At 63.2% G+C, this 26722-nt stretch carries 28 protein-coding genes; 21 read left to right on the plus strand and 7 right to left on the minus strand.

All coding sequences use genetic code 11. The features are described from left to right. Window positions 1-660: an aspartate/glutamate racemase family protein gene (locus CEW89_RS11310; RefSeq protein ID WP_096805970.1), complete on the plus strand. Its 660-nt coding sequence runs from the start codon at window positions 1-3 to the stop codon at window positions 658-660. On the opposite strand, the gene CEW89_RS11315 is transcribed toward CEW89_RS11310, so the two are convergent. From CEW89_RS11315 to CEW89_RS11330, 4 genes are read right to left on the minus strand one after another with little or no spacing between them, the layout of a single operon-like run. Beyond that, window positions 652-1344, minus strand: a complete 693-nt coding sequence (locus CEW89_RS11315) for a TetR/AcrR family transcriptional regulator (protein WP_096805971.1) — start codon at window positions 1342-1344, stop codon at window positions 652-654. The two genes, CEW89_RS11310 and CEW89_RS11315, sit on opposite strands and share 9 nt — an antisense overlap. Continuing rightward, a complete protein-coding gene (locus CEW89_RS11320) occupies window positions 1341-4388 on the minus strand; it encodes an efflux RND transporter permease subunit (protein ID WP_066702376.1) in 3048 nt (1015 codons plus the stop codon). Before CEW89_RS11320 ends, CEW89_RS11315 begins: the two co-directional genes overlap by 4 nt. Continuing rightward, window positions 4385-5470: an efflux RND transporter periplasmic adaptor subunit gene (locus CEW89_RS11325; RefSeq protein ID WP_096805972.1), complete on the minus strand. Its 1086-nt coding sequence runs from the start codon at window positions 5468-5470 to the stop codon at window positions 4385-4387. The genes CEW89_RS11320 and CEW89_RS11325 overlap by 4 nt, the downstream gene beginning before the upstream one ends. After that, window positions 5467-6525 (minus strand): efflux RND transporter periplasmic adaptor subunit, encoded by a 1059-nt coding sequence (locus CEW89_RS11330; RefSeq protein WP_066702371.1) that lies wholly within the window; start codon window positions 6523-6525, stop codon window positions 5467-5469. The genes CEW89_RS11325 and CEW89_RS11330 overlap by 4 nt, the downstream gene beginning before the upstream one ends. Before the next feature lie 391 nt (window positions 6526-6916). On the opposite strand from CEW89_RS11330, the gene hemP reads away from it, so the two are divergent. Both hemP and CEW89_RS11340 read left to right on the plus strand, forming a co-directional pair. Next, window positions 6917-7078 (plus strand): hemin uptake protein HemP, encoded by a 162-nt coding sequence (gene hemP, locus CEW89_RS11335; protein WP_081423747.1) that lies wholly within the window; start codon window positions 6917-6919, stop codon window positions 7076-7078. Window positions 7079-7251: 173 nt separating this feature from the next. Next, window positions 7252-8415 carry a muconate cycloisomerase family protein gene (locus tag CEW89_RS11340; RefSeq protein WP_096805973.1) on the plus strand — a complete coding sequence of 388 codons (1164 nt, stop codon included), beginning with the start codon at window positions 7252-7254 and terminating at the stop codon, window positions 8413-8415. Window positions 8416-8433: 18 nt separating this feature from the next. On the opposite strand, the gene CEW89_RS11345 is transcribed toward CEW89_RS11340, so the two are convergent. Then, entirely contained in the window at window positions 8434-9324 is an 891-nt protein-coding gene (locus CEW89_RS11345) for a LysR family transcriptional regulator (protein ID WP_096805974.1), read from the minus strand. Window positions 9325-9441: 117 nt separating this feature from the next. After that, window positions 9442-10314, minus strand: a complete 873-nt coding sequence (locus CEW89_RS11350) for a dioxygenase family protein (protein ID WP_096805975.1) — start codon at window positions 10312-10314, stop codon at window positions 9442-9444. Between the two features lie 233 nt (window positions 10315-10547). Here CEW89_RS11350 and CEW89_RS11355 point away from each other — a divergent pair, with 233 nt between their 5' ends. The 12 genes from CEW89_RS11355 to CEW89_RS11410 all read left to right on the plus strand — a co-directional run bounded on the left by CEW89_RS11355 (window position 10548) and on the right by CEW89_RS11410 (window position 20816). After that, a complete protein-coding gene (locus CEW89_RS11355; RefSeq protein ID WP_244906049.1) occupies window positions 10548-10952 on the plus strand; it encodes a hypothetical protein in 405 nt (134 codons plus the stop codon). A 2-nt stretch (window positions 10953-10954) separates the two neighbouring features. Continuing rightward, window positions 10955-11791, plus strand: coding sequence for an alpha/beta fold hydrolase (locus CEW89_RS11360; RefSeq protein WP_217565031.1), 837 nt, complete (start codon window positions 10955-10957; stop codon window positions 11789-11791). A 128-nt stretch (window positions 11792-11919) separates the two neighbouring features. After that, the gene (locus CEW89_RS11365) at window positions 11920-12558 is read left to right on the plus strand and encodes a paraquat-inducible protein A (RefSeq protein ID WP_066702353.1); all 639 of its coding nucleotides are present in this window, start codon (window positions 11920-11922) and stop codon (window positions 12556-12558) included. After that, entirely contained in the window at window positions 12525-13184 is a 660-nt protein-coding gene (locus CEW89_RS11370) for a paraquat-inducible protein A (protein ID WP_066702351.1), read from the plus strand. Before CEW89_RS11365 ends, CEW89_RS11370 begins: the two co-directional genes overlap by 34 nt. Next, window positions 13177-15285, plus strand: coding sequence for an MlaD family protein (locus CEW89_RS11375; protein ID WP_066702349.1), 2109 nt, complete (start codon window positions 13177-13179; stop codon window positions 15283-15285). The genes CEW89_RS11370 and CEW89_RS11375 overlap by 8 nt, the downstream gene beginning before the upstream one ends. 3 nt (window positions 15286-15288) lie before the next feature. Beyond that, window positions 15289-15849 (plus strand): PqiC family protein, encoded by a 561-nt coding sequence (locus tag CEW89_RS11380; protein WP_096805978.1) that lies wholly within the window; start codon window positions 15289-15291, stop codon window positions 15847-15849. A 90-nt stretch (window positions 15850-15939) separates the two neighbouring features. Then, the gene (locus CEW89_RS11385) at window positions 15940-16338 is read left to right on the plus strand and encodes a DUF2946 family protein (RefSeq protein ID WP_157779826.1); all 399 of its coding nucleotides are present in this window, start codon (window positions 15940-15942) and stop codon (window positions 16336-16338) included. Window positions 16339-16433: 95 nt separating this feature from the next. Further along, a complete protein-coding gene (locus tag CEW89_RS11390; RefSeq protein WP_096805980.1) occupies window positions 16434-18488 on the plus strand; it encodes a TonB-dependent receptor domain-containing protein in 2055 nt (684 codons plus the stop codon). A 58-nt stretch (window positions 18489-18546) separates the two neighbouring features. Next, a complete protein-coding gene (locus tag CEW89_RS11395) occupies window positions 18547-19188 on the plus strand; it encodes a MotA/TolQ/ExbB proton channel family protein (RefSeq protein ID WP_096805981.1) in 642 nt (213 codons plus the stop codon). 2 nt (window positions 19189-19190) lie between these two features. After that, entirely contained in the window at window positions 19191-19574 is a 384-nt protein-coding gene (locus CEW89_RS11400) for an ExbD/TolR family protein (RefSeq protein WP_198403411.1), read from the plus strand. Window positions 19575-19578: 4 nt separating this feature from the next. Further along, window positions 19579-20019: an ExbD/TolR family protein gene (locus CEW89_RS11405; RefSeq protein ID WP_096805983.1), complete on the plus strand. Its 441-nt coding sequence runs from the start codon at window positions 19579-19581 to the stop codon at window positions 20017-20019. Beyond that, on the plus strand, window positions 20016-20816 hold the full coding sequence (locus tag CEW89_RS11410; RefSeq protein ID WP_096805984.1) for an energy transducer TonB: 801 nt from the start codon (window positions 20016-20018) through the stop codon (window positions 20814-20816). The genes CEW89_RS11405 and CEW89_RS11410 overlap by 4 nt, the downstream gene beginning before the upstream one ends. 43 nt (window positions 20817-20859) lie before the next feature. On the opposite strand, the gene CEW89_RS11415 is transcribed toward CEW89_RS11410, so the two are convergent. Then, window positions 20860-21387 carry a redoxin domain-containing protein gene (locus CEW89_RS11415; RefSeq protein WP_096805985.1) on the minus strand — a complete coding sequence of 176 codons (528 nt, stop codon included), beginning with the start codon at window positions 21385-21387 and terminating at the stop codon, window positions 20860-20862. Window positions 21388-21734: 347 nt separating this feature from the next. On the opposite strand from CEW89_RS11415, the gene CEW89_RS11420 reads away from it, so the two are divergent. Genes CEW89_RS11420 through CEW89_RS11445 form a run of 6 tightly spaced genes read left to right on the plus strand, consistent with a single transcriptional unit; the run spans window position 21735 to window position 26721 of the window. Continuing rightward, window positions 21735-22082: a 2Fe-2S iron-sulfur cluster-binding protein gene (locus CEW89_RS11420; RefSeq protein WP_096805986.1), complete on the plus strand. Its 348-nt coding sequence runs from the start codon at window positions 21735-21737 to the stop codon at window positions 22080-22082. 35 nt (window positions 22083-22117) lie between these two features. Further along, window positions 22118-23038 carry a catechol 2,3-dioxygenase gene (locus tag CEW89_RS11425; RefSeq protein WP_096805987.1) on the plus strand — a complete coding sequence of 307 codons (921 nt, stop codon included), beginning with the start codon at window positions 22118-22120 and terminating at the stop codon, window positions 23036-23038. A 1-nt stretch (window position 23039) separates the two neighbouring features. Then, window positions 23040-23477, plus strand: coding sequence for a GlcG/HbpS family heme-binding protein (locus tag CEW89_RS11430; protein WP_066702316.1), 438 nt, complete (start codon window positions 23040-23042; stop codon window positions 23475-23477). Window positions 23478-23496: 19 nt separating this feature from the next. Further along, window positions 23497-24966, plus strand: a complete 1470-nt coding sequence (locus tag CEW89_RS11435) for a 2-hydroxymuconic semialdehyde dehydrogenase (RefSeq protein WP_096805988.1) — start codon at window positions 23497-23499, stop codon at window positions 24964-24966. An 11-nt stretch (window positions 24967-24977) separates the two neighbouring features. After that, window positions 24978-25772, plus strand: a complete 795-nt coding sequence (locus CEW89_RS11440) for a 2-keto-4-pentenoate hydratase (RefSeq protein WP_096805989.1) — start codon at window positions 24978-24980, stop codon at window positions 25770-25772. Window positions 25773-25776: 4 nt separating this feature from the next. Then, complete coding sequence (locus tag CEW89_RS11445) at window positions 25777-26721, plus strand: acetaldehyde dehydrogenase (acetylating) (protein WP_096805990.1); 945 nt, start codon at window positions 25777-25779, stop codon at window positions 26719-26721. The last annotated feature ends 1 nt before the right edge of the window (window position 26722 follow it).

Genomic DNA, 26722 nt, shown 5'->3' on the forward strand with positions numbered 1-26722 from the left:
GTGAAGCTCCTCTTTCTCAATCCGAATTCGACCGTGGCAATGACCGAGAGCGTCGTGACAACCGCACGGGCGGTCCTCCCGGAGGCGGAGATCCTCGGCTGGACCAATAGCGACGGCCCGCCCGCCATTCAGGGGCCAGAGGACGGCGACGCCGCCCTGCTAGGGCTTCTGGCGCTTTTGCCAAAGGCGCAGGAGGCAGGTGTCGAGGTCATCGTGATCGCCTGTTTCGACGATACCGGACTTGAGGAGCTGCGCGCCAAGGCGCATTGCCCGGTGATCGGCATCGGACAGGCGGCGTATCACATGGCGCTCCTGATGGGGCAAAGCTATGGTGTGGTGACCACCATGGCCGGATCGGTGCCGGTGATCGAGGGCAACATCGAGCGGCTTGGGTTTGAGGGCGCCTGTCTCGGGGTCGTGCCGTCAAACATTCCGGTTCTCGACGTGGAAGAAGGCCGCCCGGACGTGCTTGAAAAGCTCTCCGACGAGATCAGGACCATGGGTGCACGCGGCGCGGGCAGTGTCATTCTCGGATGTGCGGGCATGACGACGCATCATGCGGCGCTGAGCCTGTCGACCGGGGTGACGCTGATCGACGGGGTGCGGGCCGCGACGGTGCTGGCCGAGGCTCTGGTGCGGATGGGCCGCAGCTCACTGTGATGCGCTCCAGGTCGCGTTGGCGCGCAGCAGAAGACTGTCCTCGGCAGGTTGCGGCGCCTCGACCGGAAGCGCGGCAATCGCCACGGAGGCCTCGTAACTCAACCCAAGCACCCGCAACATCGCCGCCACAAAGGCCGCGACATCGACCGCTTCGCCGTTCATCAGACGCCGCAGCACGGAAATCGCGCCGCTTTCCATCAGATCGAAGATCAACCCCTCCGGGATCGGGCGGAACTCCCCGGCCTCAATGGCGCTCGACACGAAACCCGGCGCGGTTTCCTTCAACAGATTCGAGAAACTGTAGCTCTGATGCCCGAGGCGGGCAGAGAATTCGAGGAACAGCTTGTTCTGGCGCGCCACTTCGATGAAGGCGCGCAGGCCAAAGGCGACACGTTCGGCGGGCGGGCGATCGAAATCGACCGAATCCTTGACCAGCAAGACCAGCTCACGCTTGAGCACCACCCGCGCGGCATCGAGCACATCCTCGATCGTGTCGAAATAATTGTAGAACGTGCCGCGCGACACCCCGGCCTGACGCACCACATGGTCGATCACCGTGCCGTTCAGCCCACGTTCCGCAAACACCATGATCGCCGCCTCGCACAGCCGCTCGCGGGTCTTTTCGCGGCGCGTCTGACCGATGCGGGTGCGGTGATCGAGAGAGTTGGGACAACCTTTGGTCATGCGCCTGTCTCCTTCTCCGGCCTCACGCTGAAGACGAGGCAATAGAGCGCGGGGGCGAAAAGAAGCGTGATCAGCGTGCCCGCGATGATGCCGCCCATCATGGCATAGGCCATCGGCCCCCAGAACACCTGACGCGAGATCGGGATCAGCGCCAGAGATGCGGCTGCGGCAGTCAGGAGAATCGGACGCGCGCGGCTGTCGGAGGCTTCGAACACCGCCTGCCAACGCGATTTGCCCTCGGCACGCAGGTCCTCGATGGCCTGAACGAGGATGATCGAGTTGCGCATCAGGATACCGATCAGGGCGAGGACGCCCAGAAGCGCGACAAAACCCATCGGCGCATGGGCCGACAGCAGGGAGGCCACCACACCGATCAGGCCCAGAGGCGCGACGGCGAGCACGACGAACATCAGGCGGAAGCTCTGCACCTGCATCATCGTCAGCGTCAGCATGATCAGGATCATGATCGGCATCACCGCCATGATCGGCGCCTGACTTTCCGAACTGCTCTCGACCGTGCCCCCCACCTCGACCGAATAGCCACGCGGCAGGGTCTCGGCAAAGGCCGCCACGCGCGGCGCGAGATCGGTGACGATGGTGGCGGGCAGGGCGTCGGTGGCAATCGCCGCCTTGACGGTGATCACCGGTTCGCGGTCCTCCTGACGGATCAGCGGCTGTTCGGTCACCCAATCCAGCGTCGCAATGGAGGACAGCGGGATGGACACGCCCTGGGTGTTGGCGAATTGCAGACTTTCGAGCGCGGAAAGCGTCTGGCGATCCTCATCGGCACCGCGGATTTCCACGTTGATCAGATCGCGCCCCTGACGGATCTGGGTCACGGTGGTGCCCTCGAACAGCGAGGCCAGAACCCCCGCCACATCGGATTGCGTCAGTCCAAGCTGGCGCATCCGGGCCTGATCGAGATCGACACGCACCACGCGGCTCGGCTCATTCCAGTCGGGCGCGATGGACATCAGCCGCTCGTCACCGGCCATCACCGCGGCGAAATCGCGGGCGTGATCGCGCAGCTCGGCATAATCCGGCCCGGAAATCCGGTATTGCACCGGCTTGCCCACCGGCGGGCCAAGCTCGAAGGTCTTGGGATAGAATTCCGTGCCGGGCTGAGCGTCGGAATAGGCGCGCACCTTGGCGATCAGACGGTCGCGCGCCTCCAGGTCAGACGTCACGATCAGAAGCTGCCCGATGTTGGGACCAGGTGTCAGCGCTTCCAGCGTCAGGATCACACGCGGCGCACCGGTGCCGACATAGCTGGTCCAGTAGCTCACTTCGTCCTGCTGGCCGAGCCAGGTTTCGAACCCGGCGATGGCGCTGTCAGTGGCGTAAATGCTGGCATTCTGGCGCAGGGTCACATCGACCAGAACCTCGGGGCGGTCCGAGCTTGGGAAGAACTGTTGTTCGACCTTGCTCATGCCGACGACAGAGACCGCGAAGGCCAGAAAGGTGATCAGCACGGTGAGGATCCTGAACCGCATCGACAGGCGCAGCAGGTGATGGAAACGACGACGCAGCCAGCCGGGCTCGCCATGTTCGTGTTTCCACTTCTTCGGCAACAGGGTCGCGCCGAGTACCGGGGCAAACAGCACCGCGACGATCCAGCTCAACACCAGAGAAATCGCGATCACATAGAACAGCGTGCGGGTGTATTCCCCGGCGTTCGAGTTGTTGAGCCCGATCGGGATGAAGCCCGCCGTGGTGATCAGCGTGCCGGTCAGCATCGGCCAGGCGATGGTGGTCCAGGCGTAGGACGCCGCCTTGCGCCGCCCCTCGCCGCGTTCCAGCCGGGAGATCATGGTCTCGATGGCGATCATCGCATCGTCGACCAGAAGGCCCAGCGCGATGATCAGCGCGCCGAGGGAAATCCGCTGAAGCGTAATACCCATGACCTCCATGAACACGAAGGTGAGCGCCAGCACGAGCGGGATCGTCAGGCTGACGACAAAGCCCGCGCGCATGCCCAGAGAGACGAAACTCACGGCCAGAACGATCACCACCGCTTCGATCAGCGCCTGCACGAAATGGCCAACCGACTCCTCGACCACCTTCGGCTGATCGGCGACGTGATGCACGTCGATGCCGATCGGCAGGGCGGCGGTCAGTTCGGTCATCAGCGCATCCACGGCGGTGCCGAAATCGAGGATATTGCCACCATCGCGCATGCCGATCTTGAGCCCGATGGCGGGCTGGCCGTTGTAACGGAACAATGCCGAGGGCGGATCCTCGTAGCCTTCGGTCACCTCGCCCACATCGGCGAGGGTGAAGAAGATGTCGCCCGAGCGCAGCGGCGCCTGCGCCAGCGCCTCGGCACTGTCGAACTGGCCGGAGACGCGCAGCAGAATGTTTTCACCGGCAGTCGAAATCATACCGGAAGAGACGATCTCGTTCTGGGCCGAGAGCGAGGCGAGCACGCTTTGCACCTCAAGTCCGAACGCGGCGAGACGACGAGAGGAGAATTCGATGCGGATCACCTGATCGCGGGTGCCAAACAGCTCGACCTTGCCCGCGTTGTCGATTTTCTCGACCTCGTCGCGGATGTCCTCGACATAATCCTTCAACTCCTCGGGCGCGAAGCCGTCGGAGGTAAAGGCATAGACCGTGCCGAACACGTCGCCGAAATCGTCATTGAAGGCAAACCCTTGGAATTCCTGCGGGAAATCAACCTGAATGTCCGACATCATCTGCCGCACGCGGATCCAGGACGGGGTGATCTGATCGGAGGGAATGTCATCGCGCAGGTCGACATAGACCATAGCGATGCCGGGATAGGTCACGGAACGCGTGCCATCGAGCGCGGGCAGTTCCTGCAACTTGCGCTCGATGCGGTCCGTCACCTGGGTGACGGTTTCCTCGGCGGTCGCGCCCGGAAGGCTGGCGGTCACCACCATGGTGCGGATGGTGAAGGCCGGATCTTCCTCGCGGCCGAGTTTCATGTAGCTGAGCGTGCCCGCGACCACCGCCACGATCATCATGAACCAGATGAAGGAGCGATGCCCCAGCGCCCAATCGGACAGGTTGAACCCTTTCATTGCAGCCGCTCCCCAACCTTCTGGCCCTCTGCGAGCGCATGTACGCCCCGCACCACGATCTCATCTCCCTCGGTCAGCCCCGAGGCAATCACCACACGCGTCCCGATGCTCCGCCCGACAGTCACCGGCACGAAATGGACAGTCCGTCCGGCATCGTCCCCCGCCTCCTCGACCCGCCAGACGCCCGGAGCCTCGTCGGTCCCCGCGATCGCGGTCTGCGGCAGGGTCATCACGGGGGCCGCGTTGCTGTCGTAGGTCGCGGTGATCAGCGTCCCGATGCGGTAATCCTCCGGCGGGTTGTCGAGCGTCAGACGAAGCCTGCGGGTCTCCAGACTGGTTTCCGCGACCGGTTCGATCACGCTCAAGGTGGCGGCCACCGGATCGACGCCCGCGGAGCGGTGCCGCACGATGAAACCGGCGTGATCCGGGATCACCATGGCAAAGCTTTCGGGCACGTCGATGATCGCTTCGCGGCCCAGAGGATCGGCCATCTCGACGACGCTCACCCCGGAACTCACCAAGGTGCCGGGTTCGACCTCCGTGCTCAGGATGATACCATCGCGCGGCGCGCTCAGATGGCCGTAACGCGCGGCTTCCTCGGTCTGTGCCAGATCGGCACGGGCGCTGTCGGCCTTGGCGGTTGCGGCATCGCGGGCCGCACGGGCCGCTTCGATCTGTGCCGTGGAGGCGACATTCCGGACGAGCAAAGCCTCGATCCGTTCATATTGCGACTGGGCGAATTCCGCCTGCGCCTCGGCGGCGGAGAGCGCGGCCTGAGCCACGGCGACATCCTGCGCCAGCGTGATCTGGTCGAGCGTGGCGATGACCTGCCCTTCGGTCACCCGATCCCCGGCATCGACATCGAGTGTCGCCAGACGACCGCTGGTCTGGAACGCCAGAGCGGTGACATCCTGGCCGCGGATCACGCCGGAGAACTGACGCTCCGCCGCCGGATCGGCGGACAGGAATTCGGTGATCACCGGACGCGGCGCCTCCGGCACGGTTGCCTCTTCGGCGATGCCCGCGCTGACCGACAAGCAAAGCACGGTCGTCAGCATGGCTCTTTGCAAAAGGCTCATCATTCTCCGCCCTCCAGCGCTTCGACCTGTCGTCCCGCATACAGAAGATGCGAGCCCGCTCCGACCACGACATCGCCTTCTTCCAACCCTCCGGCGATGGAAATCATGTCATCCTCATAGCTGTCGATGCGCACCTGTTTCGGCGTCACCGTGCCCGTTTTCGGGTCGCGCACCCAGACGGCGGGGCCCTCGACACTGGCGCTCAAAACGGTCCAGGGCAGGAGAATACGCGGCGTCATGCGCAACGCGACACGCCCGGTGATCGAGGTGCCGATGGGAATATCCGCTACCTTGTCGGCGGGAATATCGGCATGGATTTCCACGGTCCCGGTGGCGTTGAGCACCGGCAGAACCTCTGTCACAGTAGCCTCGAAAGCCGCGACGGGGCCTGCCGGATCGAGTTCGATCACATGACCGCGCAGCGAGGACAGCCCCGCCGTGTCGGGGGCGAGAAACACCGCCTGGCGCTGGTCTTCCGGGGCGAGCTGGACAACGGCAGTCCCGGCGGAGACCACCTCACCAAGATCGGCGTAGCGTTCGATCACCGTCACGTCGCGATCGGCCTTCAACTCCGTATCCTCATAGGCCTGCTCTGCGGTTTCCAGCAGCGCTCCGGCCTGATCGCGCTGTGCCTTGGCTTCCAGATAATCCTGTTGCGCGGCGTCGTTTTGCGCCTGCGTGCCGACGCCACGGTCCAGCATGGATTGTGTCCGGTCGCGGGTCTGCACCGCCTGCACGAGCGCGGCCTCCGCTGCGTCCAGATTGGCTTGGGCGGCATCAAGCTGAGCGACGACATTGGTCGGGTCGATGCGGGCGATCACCTCGCCTGCGGAAAAGCGCTGACCGACTTCGGCACTGAGCATGTCGATCTGGCCTCCGCGCCGGAAGGAGGCGGGGAAGCTGTCGGTCGCCTCGACCGAACCGATCACCCGCAATTCCTGCACCACCGGCTCGGTTTTCGCGGTGATCAGCTCGACGGCCAAAGGCGGCTCCGCCCGCCCCGCCAGCGGCAACACCGCCAGAAAAAGCGCCACAAGCATGTTCCGGTCCGCCATCATCGCGTTGCTCCGACTGTCATGAGGTTCTCTCGTGACATATGAGAATTGACACATTTGTCAACTTTGAATTGGTCCCGCCCTCCTCGTGCCACGCGGGAGAACAGCGGACCTCGGCCTTTTGCGGCAAAATTCGCACAGTTTCAGGCGTTGCAAGACGACGATAAAAATATCGCCACGAAAAAGTTGACAGAAAAACTCAGACTTAATATCCAAAGTGAAGAGAACGGGAAAGTCCCGTGAGTCGCGCAGCCCGCGCGGCCCCATGGCAAGCAGAGGCGGCAAACGCCCAGCCAGTCTTGGTGATCCTCAACAACGTGAAGCAATTCACCGCCAACCGAAAGGCAGGCGGATTGAGATGACTGATAAAGACACAAGCCCAAAGGCACCTGAAATGAACGCACATGTCACATCCCTGACCGCAGAGACCGGTCAACTCCCCCCGCTCGACGCCCGCAACCTGATTGCCGAAGGCAGCACCCGGCAGATCAATCTGGACGGTCAGATTTACACTCTGCGCATCACCCGCGCGGGCAAACTGATTCTGACCAAATGACCGGTCGGCGCATCCAACGTCCTGTTTCGACGGGCTTCCGTGAACTCAGAGCCGCCCTGCGGTTCATCGCGACGCTTCACAACTGCGGCTGAAACCGCCCGGAAGTATCACCCGAGACCGGTAAGGTAATAGACCGATCCGTCGCGCTGCTTCATGCTGGTGACAAATCAGACATGAAAGCCAAGACCTTGACCCGGATCGAACAGATTGAAGCGAAAATTATCGACGTGCCCACCATTCGCGGGCACGTTCTGGCGATGACCACGATGCTGGCCCAGTCCTTCGTACTGGTCCGCATCCGGTTCTCGGACGGTTCCGAGGGCATCGGCGAAGGCACCTCCATCGGGGGCCTGAGCTATGGTGTCGAAAGCCCGGAAAGCATTCGCTCCGCAATTCTCACCTATATCGCGCCGGTTCTGGCCGATCAGCCGGCGGACAATGTGAACGCCGCAATCCAGCGCATGGACATGGCCGTGAAGGGCAACAACATCGCCAAGGCCGCCGTGGAAATGGCGCTTTGGGACGGGTTGGCCCGACGTCAGGGCGTGCCGCTGGCGGATCTCTTCGGCGGTGCGGTGCGGACGTCCATCCCCTGTGCCTGGACTTTGGCCAGCGGCGTCTCGGCGAAAGACATCGACGAAGCCCATGAGATGCTCGACACCAAGCGGCACAACATCTTCAAACTGAAGATCGGCAAACGCCCGGTGCGCGAGGACATCGCCCATGTCGAAGCCATCGCCAAAGCCGTCGGGGATCGCGGTCAGATCCGGGTCGACGTGAACCAGGCCTGGTCGCTGCACGATGCGCGCTGGGGGCTTTCGGGGCTTGAGGACATCGGCTGTACGCTGGCCGAGCAACCTGTTGTCGGCAGCGACCGGGCAGGCATGGCGGAACTCACCGCCGCGCATCGCATCGCGGTGATGGCCGACGAGGGGCTGAGCGGGCCGGTGTCGGCGATGGCCTATGCCTGTGACCGCGCAGCCGATGTGTTTGCCGTCAAGGTGGCGCAATCCGGCGGGCTGAAACGCGCGCGCGAGGTCTGCGCCATGGGCGAAGCGGCGGGGATCGGGCTTTATGGCGGCACCATGCTGGAAAGCGGCGTCGGCACGGCGGCGGCGCTGCATCTCTTTGCCACGGCGGACCGGATGACATTTGGCTGCGAATTGTTCGGGCCGCTGCTCTTTGCCGAGGAAATCCTCGCCACACCGCTCCGCTACAGCGATTTCGAAGTGCATCTGCCGGAAGGTCCGGGCATCGGCGTGACGCTGGACGAGGACAAGATCGCGCGGTTCGATCGCGACGGCATCCAGGGCGGGCTTCGGGCGGTCGGGGCATAAGCCCCGCCCCCGCTCCGCTCAGAGCATCTTGCGCGCGACGGTTTGCGCGATCTGGATGAAATTCTTCACATGCACACCTTGTTCGTCGAGACGGTGGCTCACCGAGAGCGCCGTCTTGTCGAGTTCGGGCTCGATCGTGAGAAAACGAATTCCGTTACGCTTGCCGGTCGCGACCGAGGCCGGGACGATGCAGACGCCCTCCCCGATGGCCACAAGGCTCAGCGCCGTTTGCAGATCCATGGTGAACACCCGCTTGAACCCGGTGAACCCCTTACTTTCGAGATTGGATATCACGAAATCGGCGTAGCTCGGTCGCGGGAATTCCGGATAGAGGATGATGTTCTGCCCCTCAGCACTGGCGGGATCGAAACGATCCCCCGGCCCCGGCTGGAACATGTCGGGCACGGCGGCGAGCAAGGCCTCTTCGGTCAGAAACCGGGTCTGGAACTCCGAATCGGCCAGCGCCGGGCGGGCAAAGGCCACGTCGATCTCACGACGCACCAGAGCGCGGTGCAGGCGGGCGTTGTTCATCGGGAAAAGACCGAGATTCACCTCCGGGTAATGAGCCCGGTAGGATTTCACGATGGTCGGCAAAAGCCCGTAGGTCGAGGAGCCGACAAAGCCCAGACGCAGCCGCCCCTCGGCGCCTTGCCCGATGCGACGCGCCTCAAGGATGGCATCGTCGATCTGGGCCAGAATGGCGATCACACGCTTGTAGAGCTGCTCGCCGGCCTGTGTGAGCGTGATCGCATTGCGCCCCCGGTTGAACAGCAGAACGCCGATCTCCGTCTCGATCTGTTTGATCTGACGGCTGAGCGGCGGCTGCGCCATGTCGAGCCGTTCGGCGGCACGTCCGAAATGCAACTCCTCGGCGACCGCCACGAAATATTTCATCTGCCGGATATCCACGCCCGTTCCTCCCCTTAGGCCCCGGGTATGAAACCCGGTTTTGCGGATAAGCGAAAGCCCCCGCGCATCGGCGGGGGCTTGTCATTCTGTCACAGTCTCTTTGCGGATTTACGCGAATTATTCCGCAGCCAGAGCCGCTGCTTCCGCCGCTTTCATAACGAAATCGAAACGGACATAGAGATCGGTGTCGTATTCGTCACCGGCCGGACGGAACTCAGCCACGAGGCTTTCCTTGACGGCGAAGACGCTGTCTTTTTCGAGGAAGTCACTGGAGCTGTCGAAAATCTGGCTGACGAGGCTGCGATAACCGTCTTTCGAGATCATGAAGTGCATATGACCCGGACGGTTCGGGTGGTGGCCCATGGCGCGGATCAGTTCGCCTGCGGTTTCATCCGACGGGATCGGATAGGGCACCGGACGCACGGCGCGGAAGGCATAGTGGCCCTCGGCATCGGTCAGGAAACGACCCCGCAGATTGTAATCCGGCTGATCCGGGTCGTGGTTCTCATAGAGGCCGTTCGGCGCATCTTCCCAGACGTCCATCATCACGCCTTCGATGCCCTTGCCATTGGCGTCGCGGATATAGCCTTCGAAATAAACGGTTTCCTCGTCGTCGAAATGTTTCTGAACGGTGGAGGCGCCTTTCGGCAGAACCGGCGGGTTTTCGCGGTAGAACGGGCCGAGCACGGTGGATTCGCTCTCATCCCCTTCGATCGGGTGGGTCAGCATGTCGACCAGCACCTCGACACCAAGGATGTCCCCCAGAAGGATGAATTCCTGACGTTTGTCATCGGTGATCTGACCAGCGCGGGCGAGGAAATCACAGGCATAGAGGAACTCGTGATGCTGGATCTTCGCTTCGCGGCAGAAGTCGTGCAGGTGACGGATCAGGCAGGTCATGATCTCGTGGTTGCGGGGCGTGATCGGCCCGTTTTTCCCCAGCGAGCCCAGAACGATCTCGGTTACATTCTCAATGGTCACATTGCGCATCTTGGTCCTCCTCAAAGCCTGGCGCGGCATTTCATGTTGCGGGTGAAGACACCCGTCTTCAACGCTGGGGTCGATGATTTCAGAGCGAACGCCCCGTTCCAATACGCATCCCGGTATCGGTCAATACCCGAACGTCTCGACAGCGCCTCATGCGCGCGCGGCGGCCTCCGGGTATCGGGAGATACCCCTTTCGACATTGCTGAATGCCGCCCGCGAAAGCATGGTCTCTCCGAATGACACAGACACGGGATGATGCAGGAATGCTCGACAAATGGACCGCCATGGGAGCCGCCCTCGAGGCGCGCGCCCATCTTCTCAGATTGGGACGGCTGTTTTCCGAAACGGTTCTGATTCAACTTGGCGAAGACGAATATTACCTCACCTTCGAGAAAGGCCATCTGGTCGATGTGACCCCCGGGCCGAGCCGCAAGACGCCGTGGCGGTTTGCGCTGCGCACCGATGCGGAGGCGCTCGAGGCGTTCTGGCAACCGATCCCCGAGGCCGGCTTTCACGATGTGTTCGGCCTTGTGAAGATCGGGCGGGCACGGGTCGATGGCGACATCCTCGTCCTCGTCAAAAATCTGCGCTTTTTCAAAGAATTCCTTGCCCTTGGCCGGGATATGGAGGTGTCGGCATGAGCATGATCGATCCCATCGTCGGCCGGTATGTGACCGTCACCCTGAGCGGTCGTACGCACCGCATCTATTTCGAGGAGGCCGGTCAGGGCCGCCCGGTTCTCTGCCTGCACACCGCGGGCGCAGACACCCGCCAGTGGCGTCACCTGATGAACGATGCCGAGGTGACTGCGAACAATCGTCTGATCGCCTTCGATCTGCCGTGGCACGGCAAATCCCTGCCGCCGGAAGGGTTCGAGACCGAAGAATACCTGCTGACCACCGAAGCCTATATCGAAACGGTTCTGGCCATCGTCGAGGCACTCGAACTGGAGACGCCGGTTCTGGCGGGCTGTTCCATGGGCGGGCGCATTGCGCTTCAACTTGCCGCACTTCACGGAGACAAATTCTCGGGCTTCATCGCCATCGAGGCCTCCGATTTCCAACCGGCCTGGTACGACATCGACTGGTTCCACCGTCCCGACGCCCATGGCGGCGAGATGGGCGCAGCGCTGGTGTCGGCGAACATCTCGCCCTACGCGCCGAATGCCGAGCGGTGGAACACGCTCTGGATGTTCATGCAGTCCGGGCCGGGGGTGTTCCGGGGCGATCTGTCTTTCTACACGAAAGACGAAAGCCTGATCCCGCGCCTGCCGCAAATCGACACGGGCAAAACCCCGGTGCATATTCTGGTCGGCTCTTACGACCTGACCTGTACGCCTGAGGATGCCCAGCGCACGGCGGATGCCATTCCCGGCGCGACCTGCACGGTGATGGAAGAGCTCGGCCACTTCCCGATGAGCGAACACCCGGACGGCTTCCGTCCGTTCTTCATCGACGCGCTGGCGAAGATGCCTGTTTAATCCCCCCAAATACATCCACGCACAAAAGCACGCGCGTCCGGCCCTCCGGGCGCGCGTTTCCGTTTTGCACGTCTTTCCGGTTTTCCGATCCCCTTCCCGTTCCCGACAAGGGTCGATACACTGTCCGCATGAGTGTTGTGCCCGTGCTTCCCCTGCCCGACGATGTGATCGCCTGCCCGTCCTGCGACGCGCTGATGCATGACCGGGACGTGGCGCTTGGTGAAACGCTGCGCTGCCCGCGCTGTCATGCGGTGATCGAGGCGCCACGGGCATTGGCGATGACGCGGATCATCATGCTGGCTCTGGCGGCGCTGATCCTGATGATCGCGGCGATCTTCTTTCCCTTTCTGGAGCTGGGCGCCGCCGGTATGGTGCGGCGCAGTTCGCTTCTGGATACGGTGATGGCGTTTTCGACCGGGCTGACCGCGCCTTTGACGCTCGCCATGGCGGCGCTGATCGTGGTTTTGCCGGTGACGCGGTTTCTCGCACTCTTGTATGTGCTCGGGCCGATGGCCTTCGGATGGCGCCCCGCAAGATATGCCGCCCCGGTGTTCCGCCTCGCCGAAGCGCTCAGGCCCTGGGCCATGGCGGAGGTGTTCGTCGTCGGCGTCGCGGTCGCCCTGGTCAAGGTGGCGGGGCTTGCGCATATTTCCATCGGCCCGGCGTTCTGGGCCTTCGTCGCGCTGGTGATCGTGACGGTGCTGAAAGACAATTTCATGAGCAGAGTGACGGTTTGGAAAACGCTGGACGCCCGACGCAAATCGTAACCGCGCGCGAGGCGGGGCTGATCGGCTGTACCCATTGCGGGCGCGTGCACCCGCTTGGCACGCGGGTCTGTACCCGGTGCGGTGCGCATCTGTCGCCACGCAGCGAAGCCTCTCTGCAACGGGTCTGGGCGTGGTGGATCGCCGGGCTCGTTGTTTATATTCCTGCCAATCTCTATCCGATGCTGCGCACCGCCTCACTGGGCAAGACGCTGGAAAACACCATCCTCGGCGGGGTGATCGAACTGATGCGCCATGGCGATGTCGCGGTGGCGCTGATCGTCTTCGTCGCCTCCATCGTCATTCCGGTCGCCAAGTTCATCGCCATCGCCTATCTCGCGCTCAGCGTCAGCCACCGCGTGCGACTTTCGGCACACCGGCGGCATATCCTCTTCGAGGTGGTTGAATTCATTGGCCGCTGGTCCATGATCGACGTATTCGTGGTGGCGATCCTGTCGTCTCTGGTGCGGCTGGATTTTGCTGCCACGATCTCGCCGGGGATCGCGGCAGTAAGCTTTGCGCTGTCGGTGGCCTTCACCATGCTGGCGGCCCTGAGTTTTGATTCAAGGCTGATCTGGGATGCGGGGAAAGAGGCCGAACAAATGGAAAAGGAGCGCTCCCTTGGATGAGCCACAGATCGCAGAGCCTCTGATCGAAGGTCCGAAACAGTCGTTTTGGCGCAATCTGTCCGTTGTCTGGCTGGTGCCTCTCGCGGCGCTGGCCGTCACGCTGTTCATCGCGTGGCAAAGCTGGGCCGCGCGCGGACAGCCGATCGAGATCCTGTTCGAGAATGCCGCAGGCGTGACCGCCGACGAGACCATGATCCGTTACCGCGATGTCGATGTCGGCGTGGTCGAGAGCGTGTCGTTTTCCGCCGATCTCACCTCCGTTCTGGTGCGCGCCCGGATCGACCGGGCCGTAGCCAAGGCGCTGCCTGCGGATGCGGAATTCTGGGTCGTGCGCCCGGAGGTCTCCGCCAGTGGCATTTCCGGCCTCTCGACCGTCCTCTCGGGCGTCTATATCCAGGCGGCCTTCGACCCGAATGCGGCGGAAAGCGGCGTCACGCAGTTCACCGGTCTCGACACGCCGCCGCTGGTGCTTCCGGGTATGAAGGGCACGAAAGTCACCCTGCGCACCGCCGATGGCGGCCAGCTTACCGCCGGGGCGCCGATCTATTATCAGGGCATCGAAGTCGGCAAGATCGAGGCCCCGCGCCTGCTGGAAAGCGGCACGGGCGTGGTCGTCGACGCCTTCATCAACGCGCCGCATGACAAGCGCCTGACCTCGGCGACACGATTCTGGCAGACCTCCGGGTTTTCGGTGAACATCGGACCTGGCGGGCTGAACCTATCGGTCGGGTCGGTTGCCGGTCTTCTGCGGGGCGGGCTGTCTTTTGACACCGTGTTCTCTGGCGGCCAGCCCATCGGCCAAGGGCAGATTTTCGATCTCTACGAGAACGAGGAAGAGGCGCGTTCCAGCGTTTTCAAGGAGGCGATCGAGAACCCGGTCGATCTGACGGTCGAGTTCGAGCAATCCGTCGCCGGGCTGACCGTCGGCTCCCCCGTCGTCTATAAGGGGGTGAAGATCGGTGCGGTGTCGACCCTTGGCGCTTTCATCGAGGACGGACCTGAGGGCCAGATCGTCGTGCTGCGCGCCACGATTTCCATCGACCCGAGCCGTCTCGGCCTCGCCCCCGACACACCGCCGGCCCAGACCATCGCGTTTTTCGCAGGCGCCGTGAAGGATGGGCTGCGCGCACGGCTGATTTCGCAAAGCATCTTCAGCCGGTCTCTGGCGGTGGAGCTTGCGGAGCTGCCCGATGCCGATCCCGCAACGCTCGGCGTCTTCGCGATCACCGCGCCGCTTTTGCCCTCCGTCGCCTCCGACCTGCCCGATCCCGGCGCGACCGCCGAGGGGCTGATGAAACGGGTCAACGACCTGCCGGTCGAGGAGCTGATGGAACAGGCCATTGCCACGCTCGCCTCGGTCGAGAGCCTTGCGGGTGACGAAAACCTGCGCGCGGCGCCCGACGCTTTTGTCGGGCTGATGGACGATGCCCGCGCCGTGATCGGCGGCCCGGATGCGCAGGCCCTGCCCGGCGAACTGCGTCAGGCGGTGGCAGAACTGCGCGGCATCGCCGAGGATCTGCGCACGGCCGAAGCCGTGGCCAAACTGGTCACCGCACTGGAAGACGCCTCCGAGGCCGCCACCTCCGTGACCGAGGTGGCCGAGGCCTTCGATGAGAAAATCGCCGGTGTCCCCGATCTGATCGACGGGCTCAACCAGTTGACGGAAAAGGCCAATACGCTTGAACTTGAGCAATTCTTGACCATGGCGACGCAGCTTCTGGACGGGGCCGACAAGCTCATAGATCAGGACAGCACGCGCAAACTGCCCGAAAGCCTGACCGGCGCACTCGATGAGGCACGCACGGCCCTGGCCGAGTTGCGCGAAGGCGGTGCGGTGGAAAACACCAACGCCACACTGGCCTCCGCCCGCAGCGCCGCCGAGGCGGTCGAGGCCGCCGTCGCCGATCTGCCCCAGATCGCGGAGCGGATCGACGGGCTGGTGAGCGAGGCCGAAGGAGTTCTGGCAGGCTACGGTCAGAATTCCCGCTTCAACCGCGATACGCTTGATACTCTGCGCGAGCTGCGCTCGGCGGCAGAGGCACTTTCGAGCCTTGCGCGGACGCTTGAGCGCAATCCCAATTCCCTCTTGTTTGGACGGTAAGCCATGACACGTCTTTTGCCCCTTCTGCTTCTGAGCCTCGCCGCCTGTGGCGACACCGATCCGCGTTACCTGATGGCCAGCGCACCCGCGACGGAGGTCTCGCGCGTGTCGCTTCGGGTGACGACGCTGGAAATCCGTCAGGTCACGCTTCCTGCCTATGCCAATGACGAACTGCTCCTGCGCGAAGGCGCGGACGGGGCGCTGACCCCGATCGAAGGTGCGCTTTGGGCCGACACGCCGGCCCGCGCCATGACCCAGCAGATCGCCGACCGGCTCAGCGCAACCACGACCGCACAGGTCGCCGCCGAGCCCTGGCCACTGGCGCGTCCGGCGCAGGTCGAGGTCGATGTGCGCGTCTCGCAAATGGCCAGCCGTGCCGATGGCAAGCTGCATCTCGCGGGGCAGTTCGCTGTATCCTCCTTCGATCAGGTGGTGCGCGAACGCATCGTGCCCTTTGCCATCGCCGTGCCTCTGGCCTCCGACACGCCTGCGGGGATCGCGGCGGCTTCAGGGCGCGCGGTGGATCAGCTCGCCGGGCAGATTGCCGCCAGCCTCGCGCGATAAGTGCGCAGGCAGGCGCGCAAGCTGCGCAACAAATTCACAGTTGCAAATGTTCAGACTTCCGAACATACGAATGTCATGGGGGACGGTTTCTTGAATATGCGGGTTTTGCGTGGCTTCTGGGCCATGTGTCTCGCTGCGCTTCTGGCGGTTCAGGTTTCCATCGCCTTCGGCCCCGATGCCCGAAGCGACGTCACCCTGTCAGAAACCGAGGTCTTGCTCCAGCTTTGCGGCACGCCCGGCGACAACACGACCCTCGTTTTCGACACCGCCACCGGGACGGTCCGCGAAGTTCCCAGCGGCGACGGATCGCAGGGGGCCGACTGCCCCTATTGTGTGGTCGGCGCGGCTTTTCTGGTTGCCGAAATTCTTTTGCCCGAAGCGGCAGGTCGGCTCCACAAGGCCGAGATTGCGCCCACGGACACGCATCAAATCTACATCGCCCAGCGCGATTTCAGCCGCTCGACGCGCGCGCCCCCTCGGATTGTCTGAGCTTTCACATGGCCCGAAACGGCCTTGGGACCGGGATCGGAACATCCCGTCCCGGAACGATCTGACACATTCATAAATCCCAGAGGGACACAGATATGACCACCTTTCACACGGTGCGCCTTGGCGCGACCGCACTTTTGCTGAGCACCATTTCCACGCTGGCCTATGCCCAGGACGCGGACCTCGTGCTCGATCCGATCTCCGTCGAGGATCAGCAGCCCGTCACCCAGGGTGCGCAAAGCTACGCTTTCGACCCCGCTCTTTTGCCGGTGCCTGCCGGTCTCGATGGCGGGGCGCTTCTGTCCTCCGTGCCGGGCGTTTCCGGCAGCCGCATGGGCGGCCACGGCATCGACATCATCATCCGCGGCATGCAGAAGAACCAGCTCAACGTCATCGACGCGGGCAGCTTCACCTATGGCGGTTGTCCGAACCGTATGGACCCGCCGAGCGCTATGGCATCGTTTTATCGCGCCGACGAGGTCATCGTCGAACGCGGCTATGCCAGCGTGACGAGCGGCCCGGGCGGCTCCGGCGGCACGGTGCGGCTCGAACGCAACGCGCCCGAATTCGAAGAGGGCAAGCCGCTCTCCGGCGATCTGATCCTGGGCGCTAACAGCAATGGCAACGGGCGCTCGATTGCCGGAACGGTCTCGGCCGATCTGGGCCACGGGTTCTATGCGGAGCTTTCGGGCGAACGCAAAGAGGCCGACAATTACGACGACGGCAATGGCGATGAGGTGCGCAGCGCCTTCACTCAGAAAAGCGCCGGACTGACCCTTGGCTATGCCGTCGATGGCACCGAGCTTGCGCTCGACATCGAAAAGGACGAGGCGCTCGACACGCTGTTCGGCGGTGCGGGCATGGACAGCCCGAGCTCCGAGACCATGACCTACCGGCTGCGCGGCGGCACGGATGTCGACATGGGCGTTTTGACCCGCATCGAAGGCGTGCTCTACAGCAGCAATGTCGATCACGTCATGGACAACTATTCGCTGCGTCCCAACATGATGCCGATGGGCATGCGCGTGCCGACCACCTCGGACACGATGGGCGGCAAGATCGAAGGCCAGTTCGATTTCGGGGCGACCACGGTGAAAATCGGTGTCGATTACCAGTCGAACAACCGTGTCGCCTATGCCTATCGCGGCATGATCCCGGCTATCGAGGCGGAAAACCCGAGCACGGTTGTCGCCCTGATGTGGCCGGATGTGACCATCGCCCAGACCGGGCTTTATGCAGAGACCGAGACCAAGCTTTCCGAGGTCAACACGCTGAAATTCGGGCTGCGCTACGATCATGTGCGCTCGACCATCGGTGACGCGGATGGCAATGCCACCTATCCCGGTGCCGCCACCCCGAACGACGTTTACAACACCGTCTACGGCGTGACCTATGACGGCGCGGTGACGGAGGACAATTTCGGCGGGCTGGTGCGGTTCGAACATCGGCTCGATGCGGAGACCATACTGTTTACCGGACTGTCGCGTTCGGTGCGCACGGCGGATGCCAACGAGCGTGCCATGGCGCGTCAGGTCGGCACCTCGATCTGGGCCGGGAACCCGGAAATCGCACCTGAGAAACACACCCAGTTCGATCTCGGCGTCGAGATCGCCAAGACCGACTGGAGTTTCAACGCCACGGCCTATGTCGACAAGGTGGACGATTACATCCTGCGCCAGACCGTCGGCACGGTGACCTCCTATGACAATGTCTCGGCGCTGATCGCAGGGGTCGAACTGGGCGGGCATGTCACCTCGGGCGCCTGGACCTTCGCGGGCGACATGACCTACACCTATGGCGAGAACGAGAGCGACGACAAACCGCTGGGCCAGATCCCGCCGCTGATGGGATCGCTGAGCGCCACTTACGGTGCCGATCTCTGGCAGGCGGGGGCGCGGGTGAACTGGGCTCTGGGGCAGGACCGGATCGACCCGGTGCTCGATTCCGGCGAGACGCCCGGCTATGCCACGCTCGACCTGTTCGGCAGCTATGAGATCGCCGAGAATGTCCGGTTGATGGGCGGCATCGATAACGTCTTCGACAAGGCCTACGCCAATCACCTGAACCGGGAAACCGTATTGGGCGAGTCGACCGGGACGATGAACGAGCCGGGCCGGAACATCTACCTGACGATGCAGGTGCAATTCTGATCCTGTCGGGCGCGCCTCTTCGGGGTGCGCCCGTTTTCTCATGCGAAGGGAGGCTTCGATGCCCTCTGACACTCTCGATTTCCTGATTTCCGGCGGCCCCGCGATCTGGGCCATTGCCGCCCTGTCGGTGGCCACTCTGGCGCTGATTCTATGGAAGGCCTGGGACCTCTTGCGCTCCGGCATCTGGTCGGGCGGGCGCCACACCGAAGAAGCCGTCACGCTTTGGCAGCGGGGCGAGACCGGGACCGCCCGCAGCCGTCTGGCGGGGCGCCGCAGCCTGCGGGCGCGGCTCGCGCATCGTGCCATGGAGGTGCAGGGCGCCGAACATCTGCCGGACGAGTTGGCACGCGAAGAGGTCGAACGCCTCGCCCGCGGGCTTTTGAAACGGGCCGCGACCGGGCTGCGCGGACTGGAACTCGCGGCCACGATCGGGCCGCTTCTGGGTCTTCTCGGCACGGTTCTCGGCATGATCGCCGCGTTCCAGGCACTTCAGGCCGCAGGCGCGCGCGCCGATCCCGCGCAATTGGCGGGTGGCATCTGGGAGGCGCTGCTGACCACGGCAGCGGGCATGGCCGTCGCGATCCCGGCGCAGGTTGCGCTGACATGGTTCGAAACGGTAATCGACGGGCTGCGCCATGACATGGAAGACATCGCCACCCGCATCTTCGTCCCGTTGAGCGACCCGCGACCGGAGCGCTGATCATGTTCACCTTCGAGCACCCGCGCAAACCCCGCCGTCCCGATCTCACGCCGATGATCGACGTGGTGTTCCTTTTGCTGGTGTTCTTCATGCTGGTGTCGCGGTTCGGGGCGCAAAACGTGTTGCCGCTCTACCCGGCGGGCGGAGACGGCACCGCAAGCTGGGACGGGCCGCCGCGCGTCGTCGATCTCTATGCCAATGGCGAGATCGGCCTGAACGGCGAACCGGTCTTTGCCGAGCACCTGTCGGGCTGGCTGCGGCCCTTGATGCCAGCGCCCGATTCCCCCGTGATCCTGCGCACGCATGACGCCGATTTGCAGCAATTGGCCGACGTGGTGGATCGCCTGTCTGGCGCGGGGATCACCCGGCTGATCGTGATGGAGTAGCGCCATGAAATTCGCCGCTCCCCCCAAAAGCCGCGTTTCGGTCGGTCTTCTGCCGATGATCAACGTCGTGTTTCTCTTGCTGATCTTCTTTCTGATCGCAGGCGAGATGCAACAGCCGGAGCCGATCGACGTAAACCTGCCCGATGTCGCCCATGCGCAGGAGGCCGAGGGCGATCTTTCGCTGTATCTCGGCCCGGACGGTCGTCTGGCTTTTCGCGATCTCGATGTGGCCTTCGAGGACCGGCAAAGTCTTATGGCGGCGCTTTCTGAGAGCCTGACGGACTGTGGCGGCGACACTTGCGCGCCTGTGCTCCTGCTCCATGCCGACCGGGGCGCGCCCGCGCGACTGATCGCAGAGCTTTTGCCGGAGCTTGGCGCCGCAGGGTTTGAGCAGGTCAATCTGGTGGCCGTGGGCCGTGGCACAGCGGAGGGCGGACAGCCATGAGCCGGGCGTTGGAAATCCTCGGCTTTCTGACCCTGTCGCTCGCGGCGCATGCGGCACTTCTCGGCTGGGCGCCCGACCCCGGCGGGCAACAGTCGCAAGGCGAAGACGGCAGCCAGCTTGTCAGCCTGAGCGCCTCTTCGGCGTCGCTCGAAAGCCTTGTCGAAACATGGGACGATTTTGCGCCCCCGGAGGTGCAAGCCACGGCCCCGGCGCAAGAGACGCCCGTACCGACGGAGAGCGCCCCAACGCTTGCGGCGATGACGCCCCTGCCGCTCGAAGCGCCGAAAATGGCGGTGAACCTCAGCCCCCCGACCGTGGCGACAGAGCCGTTCGACGCGCCTGAGGCCCCGGAACAGCCGCCGCGCCCCGAGCCGCCCAAAGCGTCCGCGCCCCCGAAAAGCCGGCAATCCGTCGAGTCCGCCGGTCAGAAGGCTGCGGGGACAGGTGGAATGGGCGCGCAGGGTGTGGCAGGCACAGCACAAACCGCGACGGTCGATCCGGGGCGGGCCCAGCGCGACCTGAGCCAATGGGGCAGCTCTCTGCGCGCCGCCATCGAACGCAAGAAACGCTACCCTTCGGAGGCGCGGGGCACACAGGGCAGCGTCCTGTTGCGAATCTCCGTTGCGCGTAACGGTGCGCTGTCGGGCGTTTCGGTGCTGCGCTCCTCCGGCAATGGTCTGCTCGATCAGGCGGCGCTGCGCGCGGTGCAAAGCGTCGGGCAGTTCAAGCCCGCTCCCGCAAGCTTGACCCGCCCGAGCTACACGTTCGATCTGAAGATCAGCTTTTCGCCGCGCTGAGGAGACCGCACGTCAGAGGGGCGTCCCCCCCCCTGACCCGAAATCACCCTTGCCCGCGTTCCGGGAATTTCATCGTGTTGTCGATGGCCCGCACCAGATTGGTCGCGTCGGGCCAGAGGCTGGGACCGCTTTGAACCGTAGAGAGACCGATGGTGCCATCCGCCTTGACCCAGACCTGAGCCGGTTCGATGTGAATCGGCGGCGCCCCCTCTTCGGAGCTGTTGCGGGTGATATGGAGACCCCAGTCCCGTGCGAGGCTTTTCGGATCGAGACCATAGCCAAGCGGCAGGCGGATCAGCTGCATCTTTTCCTGAAGCGCGGTGGTTTCCGCCTGGGTTTCACAGCCGATGGCAAAGACCCGCACCCCCCGGATGGCGAAATCGCCGATCCGGTCATCGAGCTCCTTGAGTTGCAGCCGGGACCATTTGCAATGCGACCCGCGGTGAAACGCCACAAGCGTTCCGCCCGGAGGCGCACCCTCTGCGATGTCGCAAATACCGTGCCGGAATGTATCGAACCGCAGCGCGGGCGCCGGGGTGCCCGGAATCAGACGGCCAGCAGATTGTGTCATTGGCCACCTCCGATGTGCTGTGAAAGACCCTGAGACAAAGGCCGTGAAAGCCCTGCGTCAATTTGGCCGCCCCCGTGAGCGCACAGCCTGCGCCAGGGGCCGCAACAGATCGGACGCCCCTGACGCTTTTCGTTGTAATTCAAAGAAAAATCCATGGTTCTCCTCCTCCTCCAGGCCAGATCGCAAGGGCTTTCCCGTGGTCACATTCCGCCTGAGTGATGTGGTGATATCCCGGGTTCGCTTGTCAATCGAGAAAAAAATATCGTTTTTATTTGACAGCAACGATTAATTCTCACCATGATCCAGACCACGAAGCGTGTGGAGGACGCGCCGAGGAGGAGACATCAATGCCAGACGGAAGCCCGCTTTCGGCCCTGCACAGCATCCGGATCAAAGGATGCGAGACCGATATCCTGTGCGCCGAGGACCAGAAGGTCCTGATGGCCATGGAACAAACAATCCATTTCCCCAACCCGCGCCCGGTGCGGGTCGGGTGTCGCAAAGGTGGCTGTGGCGCCTGCCGCGTGAAGGTCACCAAGGGGAGTTACACGGCCGAGAAATCGAGCCGCACCCATGTCACGGAGGAGGAGGCCGCCGAAGGCTATGCGCTGGCCTGCCGGATCTCGCCGCGCAGCGACCTTGAACTCGAACCCGCCTGTCTCGGCCCCCGCCGCCCGGTCGAAAACGGCGACTGATCGTCAAATTTATAGGTGTCAGAGGAGGAAAACCTATGTCTCAAGAAGGACTTTTGCGTCCAGGGATCATCCAGCTCCGAGTGCTGGATATGGACGAAGCCATCACCCATTATCGCGACCGGATCGGTCTCGATTTCGTCTCTCAGGAAGCCGATGGCCGCGTCTACCTGAAGGCCTTTGACGAATTCCATCGCCACTCGGTCGTGCTGCGCGAGGCCGACAGCGCCGGTATCGACTTCTTCGCTTTCAAGGCCGACGGGCAGGAGGCCGTCGACGGGTTCCGCAAGCGGATTGAGGAGTACGGCGTCGACGTGACCGATGTGGCAGAAGGCGAAATGCCGGGCACCGGCAAACGGATCTCCTTCATGATCCCCTCGGGCCATCGCATTGACATCTATGCCGATATGGATCTCTCCGAGACCGCGCCCGAGACCCACAATCCCTATGTCTGGAAAGACGAGCCGCGCGGCATGCGCGCCCAGCGGCTGGACCATTGCCTGCTTTACGGGCCGAACCTGCCGGAGGTGGAAAAGTTCTTCACCGAGGTGCTCGATTTCCACATCCCGGAGCGCGTCGACCTGCCGGATGGCACGCTGGCGATCTGGATGACCGTGTCGAACAAGGCGCATGACATCGCCTTTGTGAACCACCCGGAGCCGGGCAAGCTGCACCATGTCGCCTTCTTCCTCGAAGACTGGAACGACATCGGCCACGCCGCCGACGTGATGACGCGCTACGACATTTCCCGCGACATCGGCCCGACCCGCCACGGCATCACCCGCGGCCAGACGATCTATTTCTTCGATCCGTCGGGCAACCGCAACGAGGTCTTCTGTGGCGGCTACACCGCCTACAAGGATCACCCGACGCGGGTCTGGGACGGCAATCACGTGGGCCGCGGGATTTTCTACTACGAGCGCCAGATGAACGACGCCTTCCTGTCGGTGGTGACCTGACATGGAGGCGACCCGTCCCAGCCGCAGATTGACCGCCATGGCCGCATTCGAGGCGGTGCGCGCGGCCGTGACCCGCGCCGAAGAGTTGGCCGTGGCGGTCAACGCCAGTGTCGTGGATGCAGGCGGGCGCGAAATTGCGTTTTTGCGCGGGGACGGGGCCTTTCTGCCCTCGGGTCAGATTGCCCGGGACAAGGCCTATACGGCTGCGGGGTTCGGCCTGCCGTCCGGTGAGCTTTACCAAGCACTGTCCGGGGAACCGGCCGTGCTTTCGGGGATCACCGGACAGCCGAATATCGCGGCCTTTCCGGGCGGGGTGCCGATCCGCGTGGAAGACGAGCTGATCGGCGGCATTGGCGTGTCCGGTGCCTCGGCCGAACAAGATGACATCTGTGCAAGGGCCGGGCTGGCCGCCATCGGGCTTGGGCACAGGGAAGGATGAGACAATGAGAGACGGGCTAATGACCTTCACACAAGAAGCGATGCATTTCATCAACGGGGAATTCACCCCCGGCACGTCGGGGAGAACCTTCGACAATATTTCGCCGGTGACCGGCAGGAAGATCGGCATCGTGCATGAGGGTCTCCAGCCGGAGGTGGACGCCGCTGTGAAAGCCGCGCGCGCCGCACTTCACGGCGAATGGGGCTATCTGCCCATGGCCCATCGCGCCGAGATGCTCCATGCCGTGGCCGACGAGATCAACCGCCGGTTTGACGATTTTCTGGAGGCGGAAATCCTCGACACCGGCAAGCCAAAAGGGCTGGCGTCGCATGTCGACATCCCGCGCGGCGCGGCGAATTTCAAAATCTTCGCGGATCTGGTGAAGAATGTCCCCACTGAAAGCTTCATGCTCGACACGCCCGACGGGTTCGGTGCGGTGAACTATGGCGTGCGCAAACCCAAGGGGGTGATCGCTGTGATCAGCCCATGGAACCTGCCGCTGTTGCTGATGACGTGGAAAGTCGGTCCTGCACTGGCCTCCGGCAACACGGTGATCGTGAAACCCTCGGAGGAAACGCCGCTCACGACCACGCTTTTGGGCGAGGTGATGAACACCGTGGGCATCCCGAAAGGCGTGTTCAACGTGGTGCATGGGTTCGGCCCGGACAGCGCGGGCGCTTATCTCACCGCGCATCCGGATGTCGATGCGATCACCTTCACCGGTGAAACCCGCACCGGCGAGATCATCATGCAGTCCGCCGCCAAGGGCCTGCGTCAGGTGTCGATGGAATGCGGCGGCAAGAACGCCGGGATCGTCTTTGCCGATTGCGATATGGACAAGGCGATCGAGGGCACGCTGCGCTCGGCTTTTGCGAACTGCGGTCAGGTCTGCCTCGGCACGGAGCGGGTCTATGTCGAACGTCCGATTTTTGACGAGTTCGTTTCCCGCCTCAAGCAAGGCGTCGAGATGATGAAGCTCGGGCCATCCGAGGACCCGGAAACCTCCATGGGTCCGCTGATTTCGCAGGAACATAAATCCAAGGTGATGTCCTATTACAAACTCGCCGTGGAAGAAGGCGCGACGGTCGTGATCGGCGGTGGTGAACCCGAGATGCCCGACGAGTTGAAAGGCGGCGCATGGGTCGAACCGACGATCTTTACCGGCCTCTCGGAAGATGCGCGCTGTATCAAGGAAGAGATTTTCGGACCGGTGTGTCACATCGCGCCTTTCGACACCGAAGAAGAGGTGATCAAACTGGCCAACGATACGAAATACGGTCTCGCGACCGCGATCTGGACCGAGAACCTGACCAAGGCGCATCGCGTGGCGCGTCAGATCGACGTGGGTCTGGCTTGGGTCAACTCGTGGTTCCTGCGCGATCTGCGCACGGCATTCGGCGGCTCGAAACATTCGGGCATCGGGCGCGAAGGCGGAGTGCATGGTCTGGAGTTCTATTCTGAACTGACCAACGTCTGCGTGAAACTCTGAAGGATAGGTAAATGACAAGCGAAGCGAATATCCAAAAGGCGGCAGATCAGCTTTGGCAGGCCTGGCAAAGCGGCACGCCGGGCGCGCCGATCCGCGATTTGCTCGACGAAGGCGACGTCGCCGCCGCCTATGCCGTCCAGGAGATCAACACCAAGCGTTGGCTGGGCGGCGAAGAGCGCGTGCTCTCCGGTCGCAAGATCGGGCTGACCTCGGTCGCAGTGCAGAAACAGCTCGGCGTGGATCAGCCGGATTACGGCATGCTCTTTGCCGACATGGAATACATGGACGGCGAAGAGATTCCGATGTCCGCGGTGCAACAGCCGAAGGTCGAAGCGGAGATCGCCTATGTCGTCGCCGCTCCGCTGACCGGCGGGCATATCACCATGGTCGATCTGATGGCTTCCATCGGCTACGTGGTTCCAGCGCTCGAAATCGTCGGATCGCGGGTCAAGGACTGGGACATCCGCATCACCGACACCATTGCCGACAATGCCTCGTCTGGGATCTATGTCCTCGGCCAAACCCCGAAACGCCCCGGCGATTTCGATCCGCGTCTCTGCGGCATGGTGATGACCCGCAACAACGAGCCGGTGTCCGTCGGTGCGGGTGCTGCCTGCATGGGCTCGCCGCTCAACGCGTCGCTGTGGCTGGCGCGGACCATGGCCAAGGCCGGACGTCCGCTCGGACCGGGCGACGTCATTCTCTCCGGGGCGCTTGGCCCCTTTGTCAGCGCCGAACCCGGCGATGTCTTCGAGGCCCGGATCAACGGTCTGGGTTCCGTTCGTGCTGCTTTCGCAAAGGAATAAGACAATGGAAAAGATCAAATGTGCGATCATCGGGTCGGGCAATATCGGCACCGATCTCATGATCAAGATCATGCGCAACTCCAAAGTGCTGGAAATGGCGGCCATGGTCGGGATCGACCCCAACTCTGACGGTCTGGCCCGTGCCGCGCGTCTGAAAGTGGCGACCACCCATGAAGGCATCGACGGCTTGGTGAAACTGCCCTGCTACAAGGACATCCGCATCGTGTTCGACGCCACCTCGGCGGGGGCGCATAAGCATCACAACGAAGTGCTGCAAAAAGACGGCAAACAGGTGATCGACCTGACGCCTGCCGCCATCGGCCCGTTCACCATTCCCCCGGTGAACCTCGACGCCAACCTCGACCAGATGAACGTCAACATGGTTACCTGCGGTGGCCAAGCGACGATCCCGATGGTCGCGGCGGTCAATCGCGTTTCTCCTGTGATCTACGGGGAAATCGTGGCCTCTGTGTCTTCGAAATCAGCAGGCCCCGGCACGCGCGCCAACATTGACGAATTCACCGAAACCACCGCGCATGCCATTGAGGCCGTGGGCGGCGCGAAACGCGGCAAGGCGATCATCATCCTGAATCCGGCCGAGCCGCCGGTGATCATGCGCGATACGGTCTATTGCCTCTGCGAAGAAGCAGATCAGGACGCGATCCGCAAATCCATCCTCGACATGGTCGAAGAGGTGAAAACCTATGTGCCGGGGTATCGCCTGAAACAGGAGATTCAGTTCGAGCATTTCGGTGACAACAACCCGCTGAACATCCCGGAAAGCGGCGGCAAATTCACTGGTCTGAAGGTGTCGATCTTCCTCGAAGTCGAAGGTGCGGCGCACTACCTGCCGGCCTATGCAGGCAACCTCGACATCATGACGTCTGCGGCGATGAAAACCGCCGAAGCCCTTGTCCACAAACGCAATTGGGTCCAGGAGGCCGCATAAG

Origin of the sequence: Celeribacter ethanolicus (assembly GCF_002407265.1) — a bacterium.
Taxonomy (GTDB): domain Bacteria; phylum Pseudomonadota; class Alphaproteobacteria; order Rhodobacterales; family Rhodobacteraceae; genus Celeribacter; species Celeribacter ethanolicus.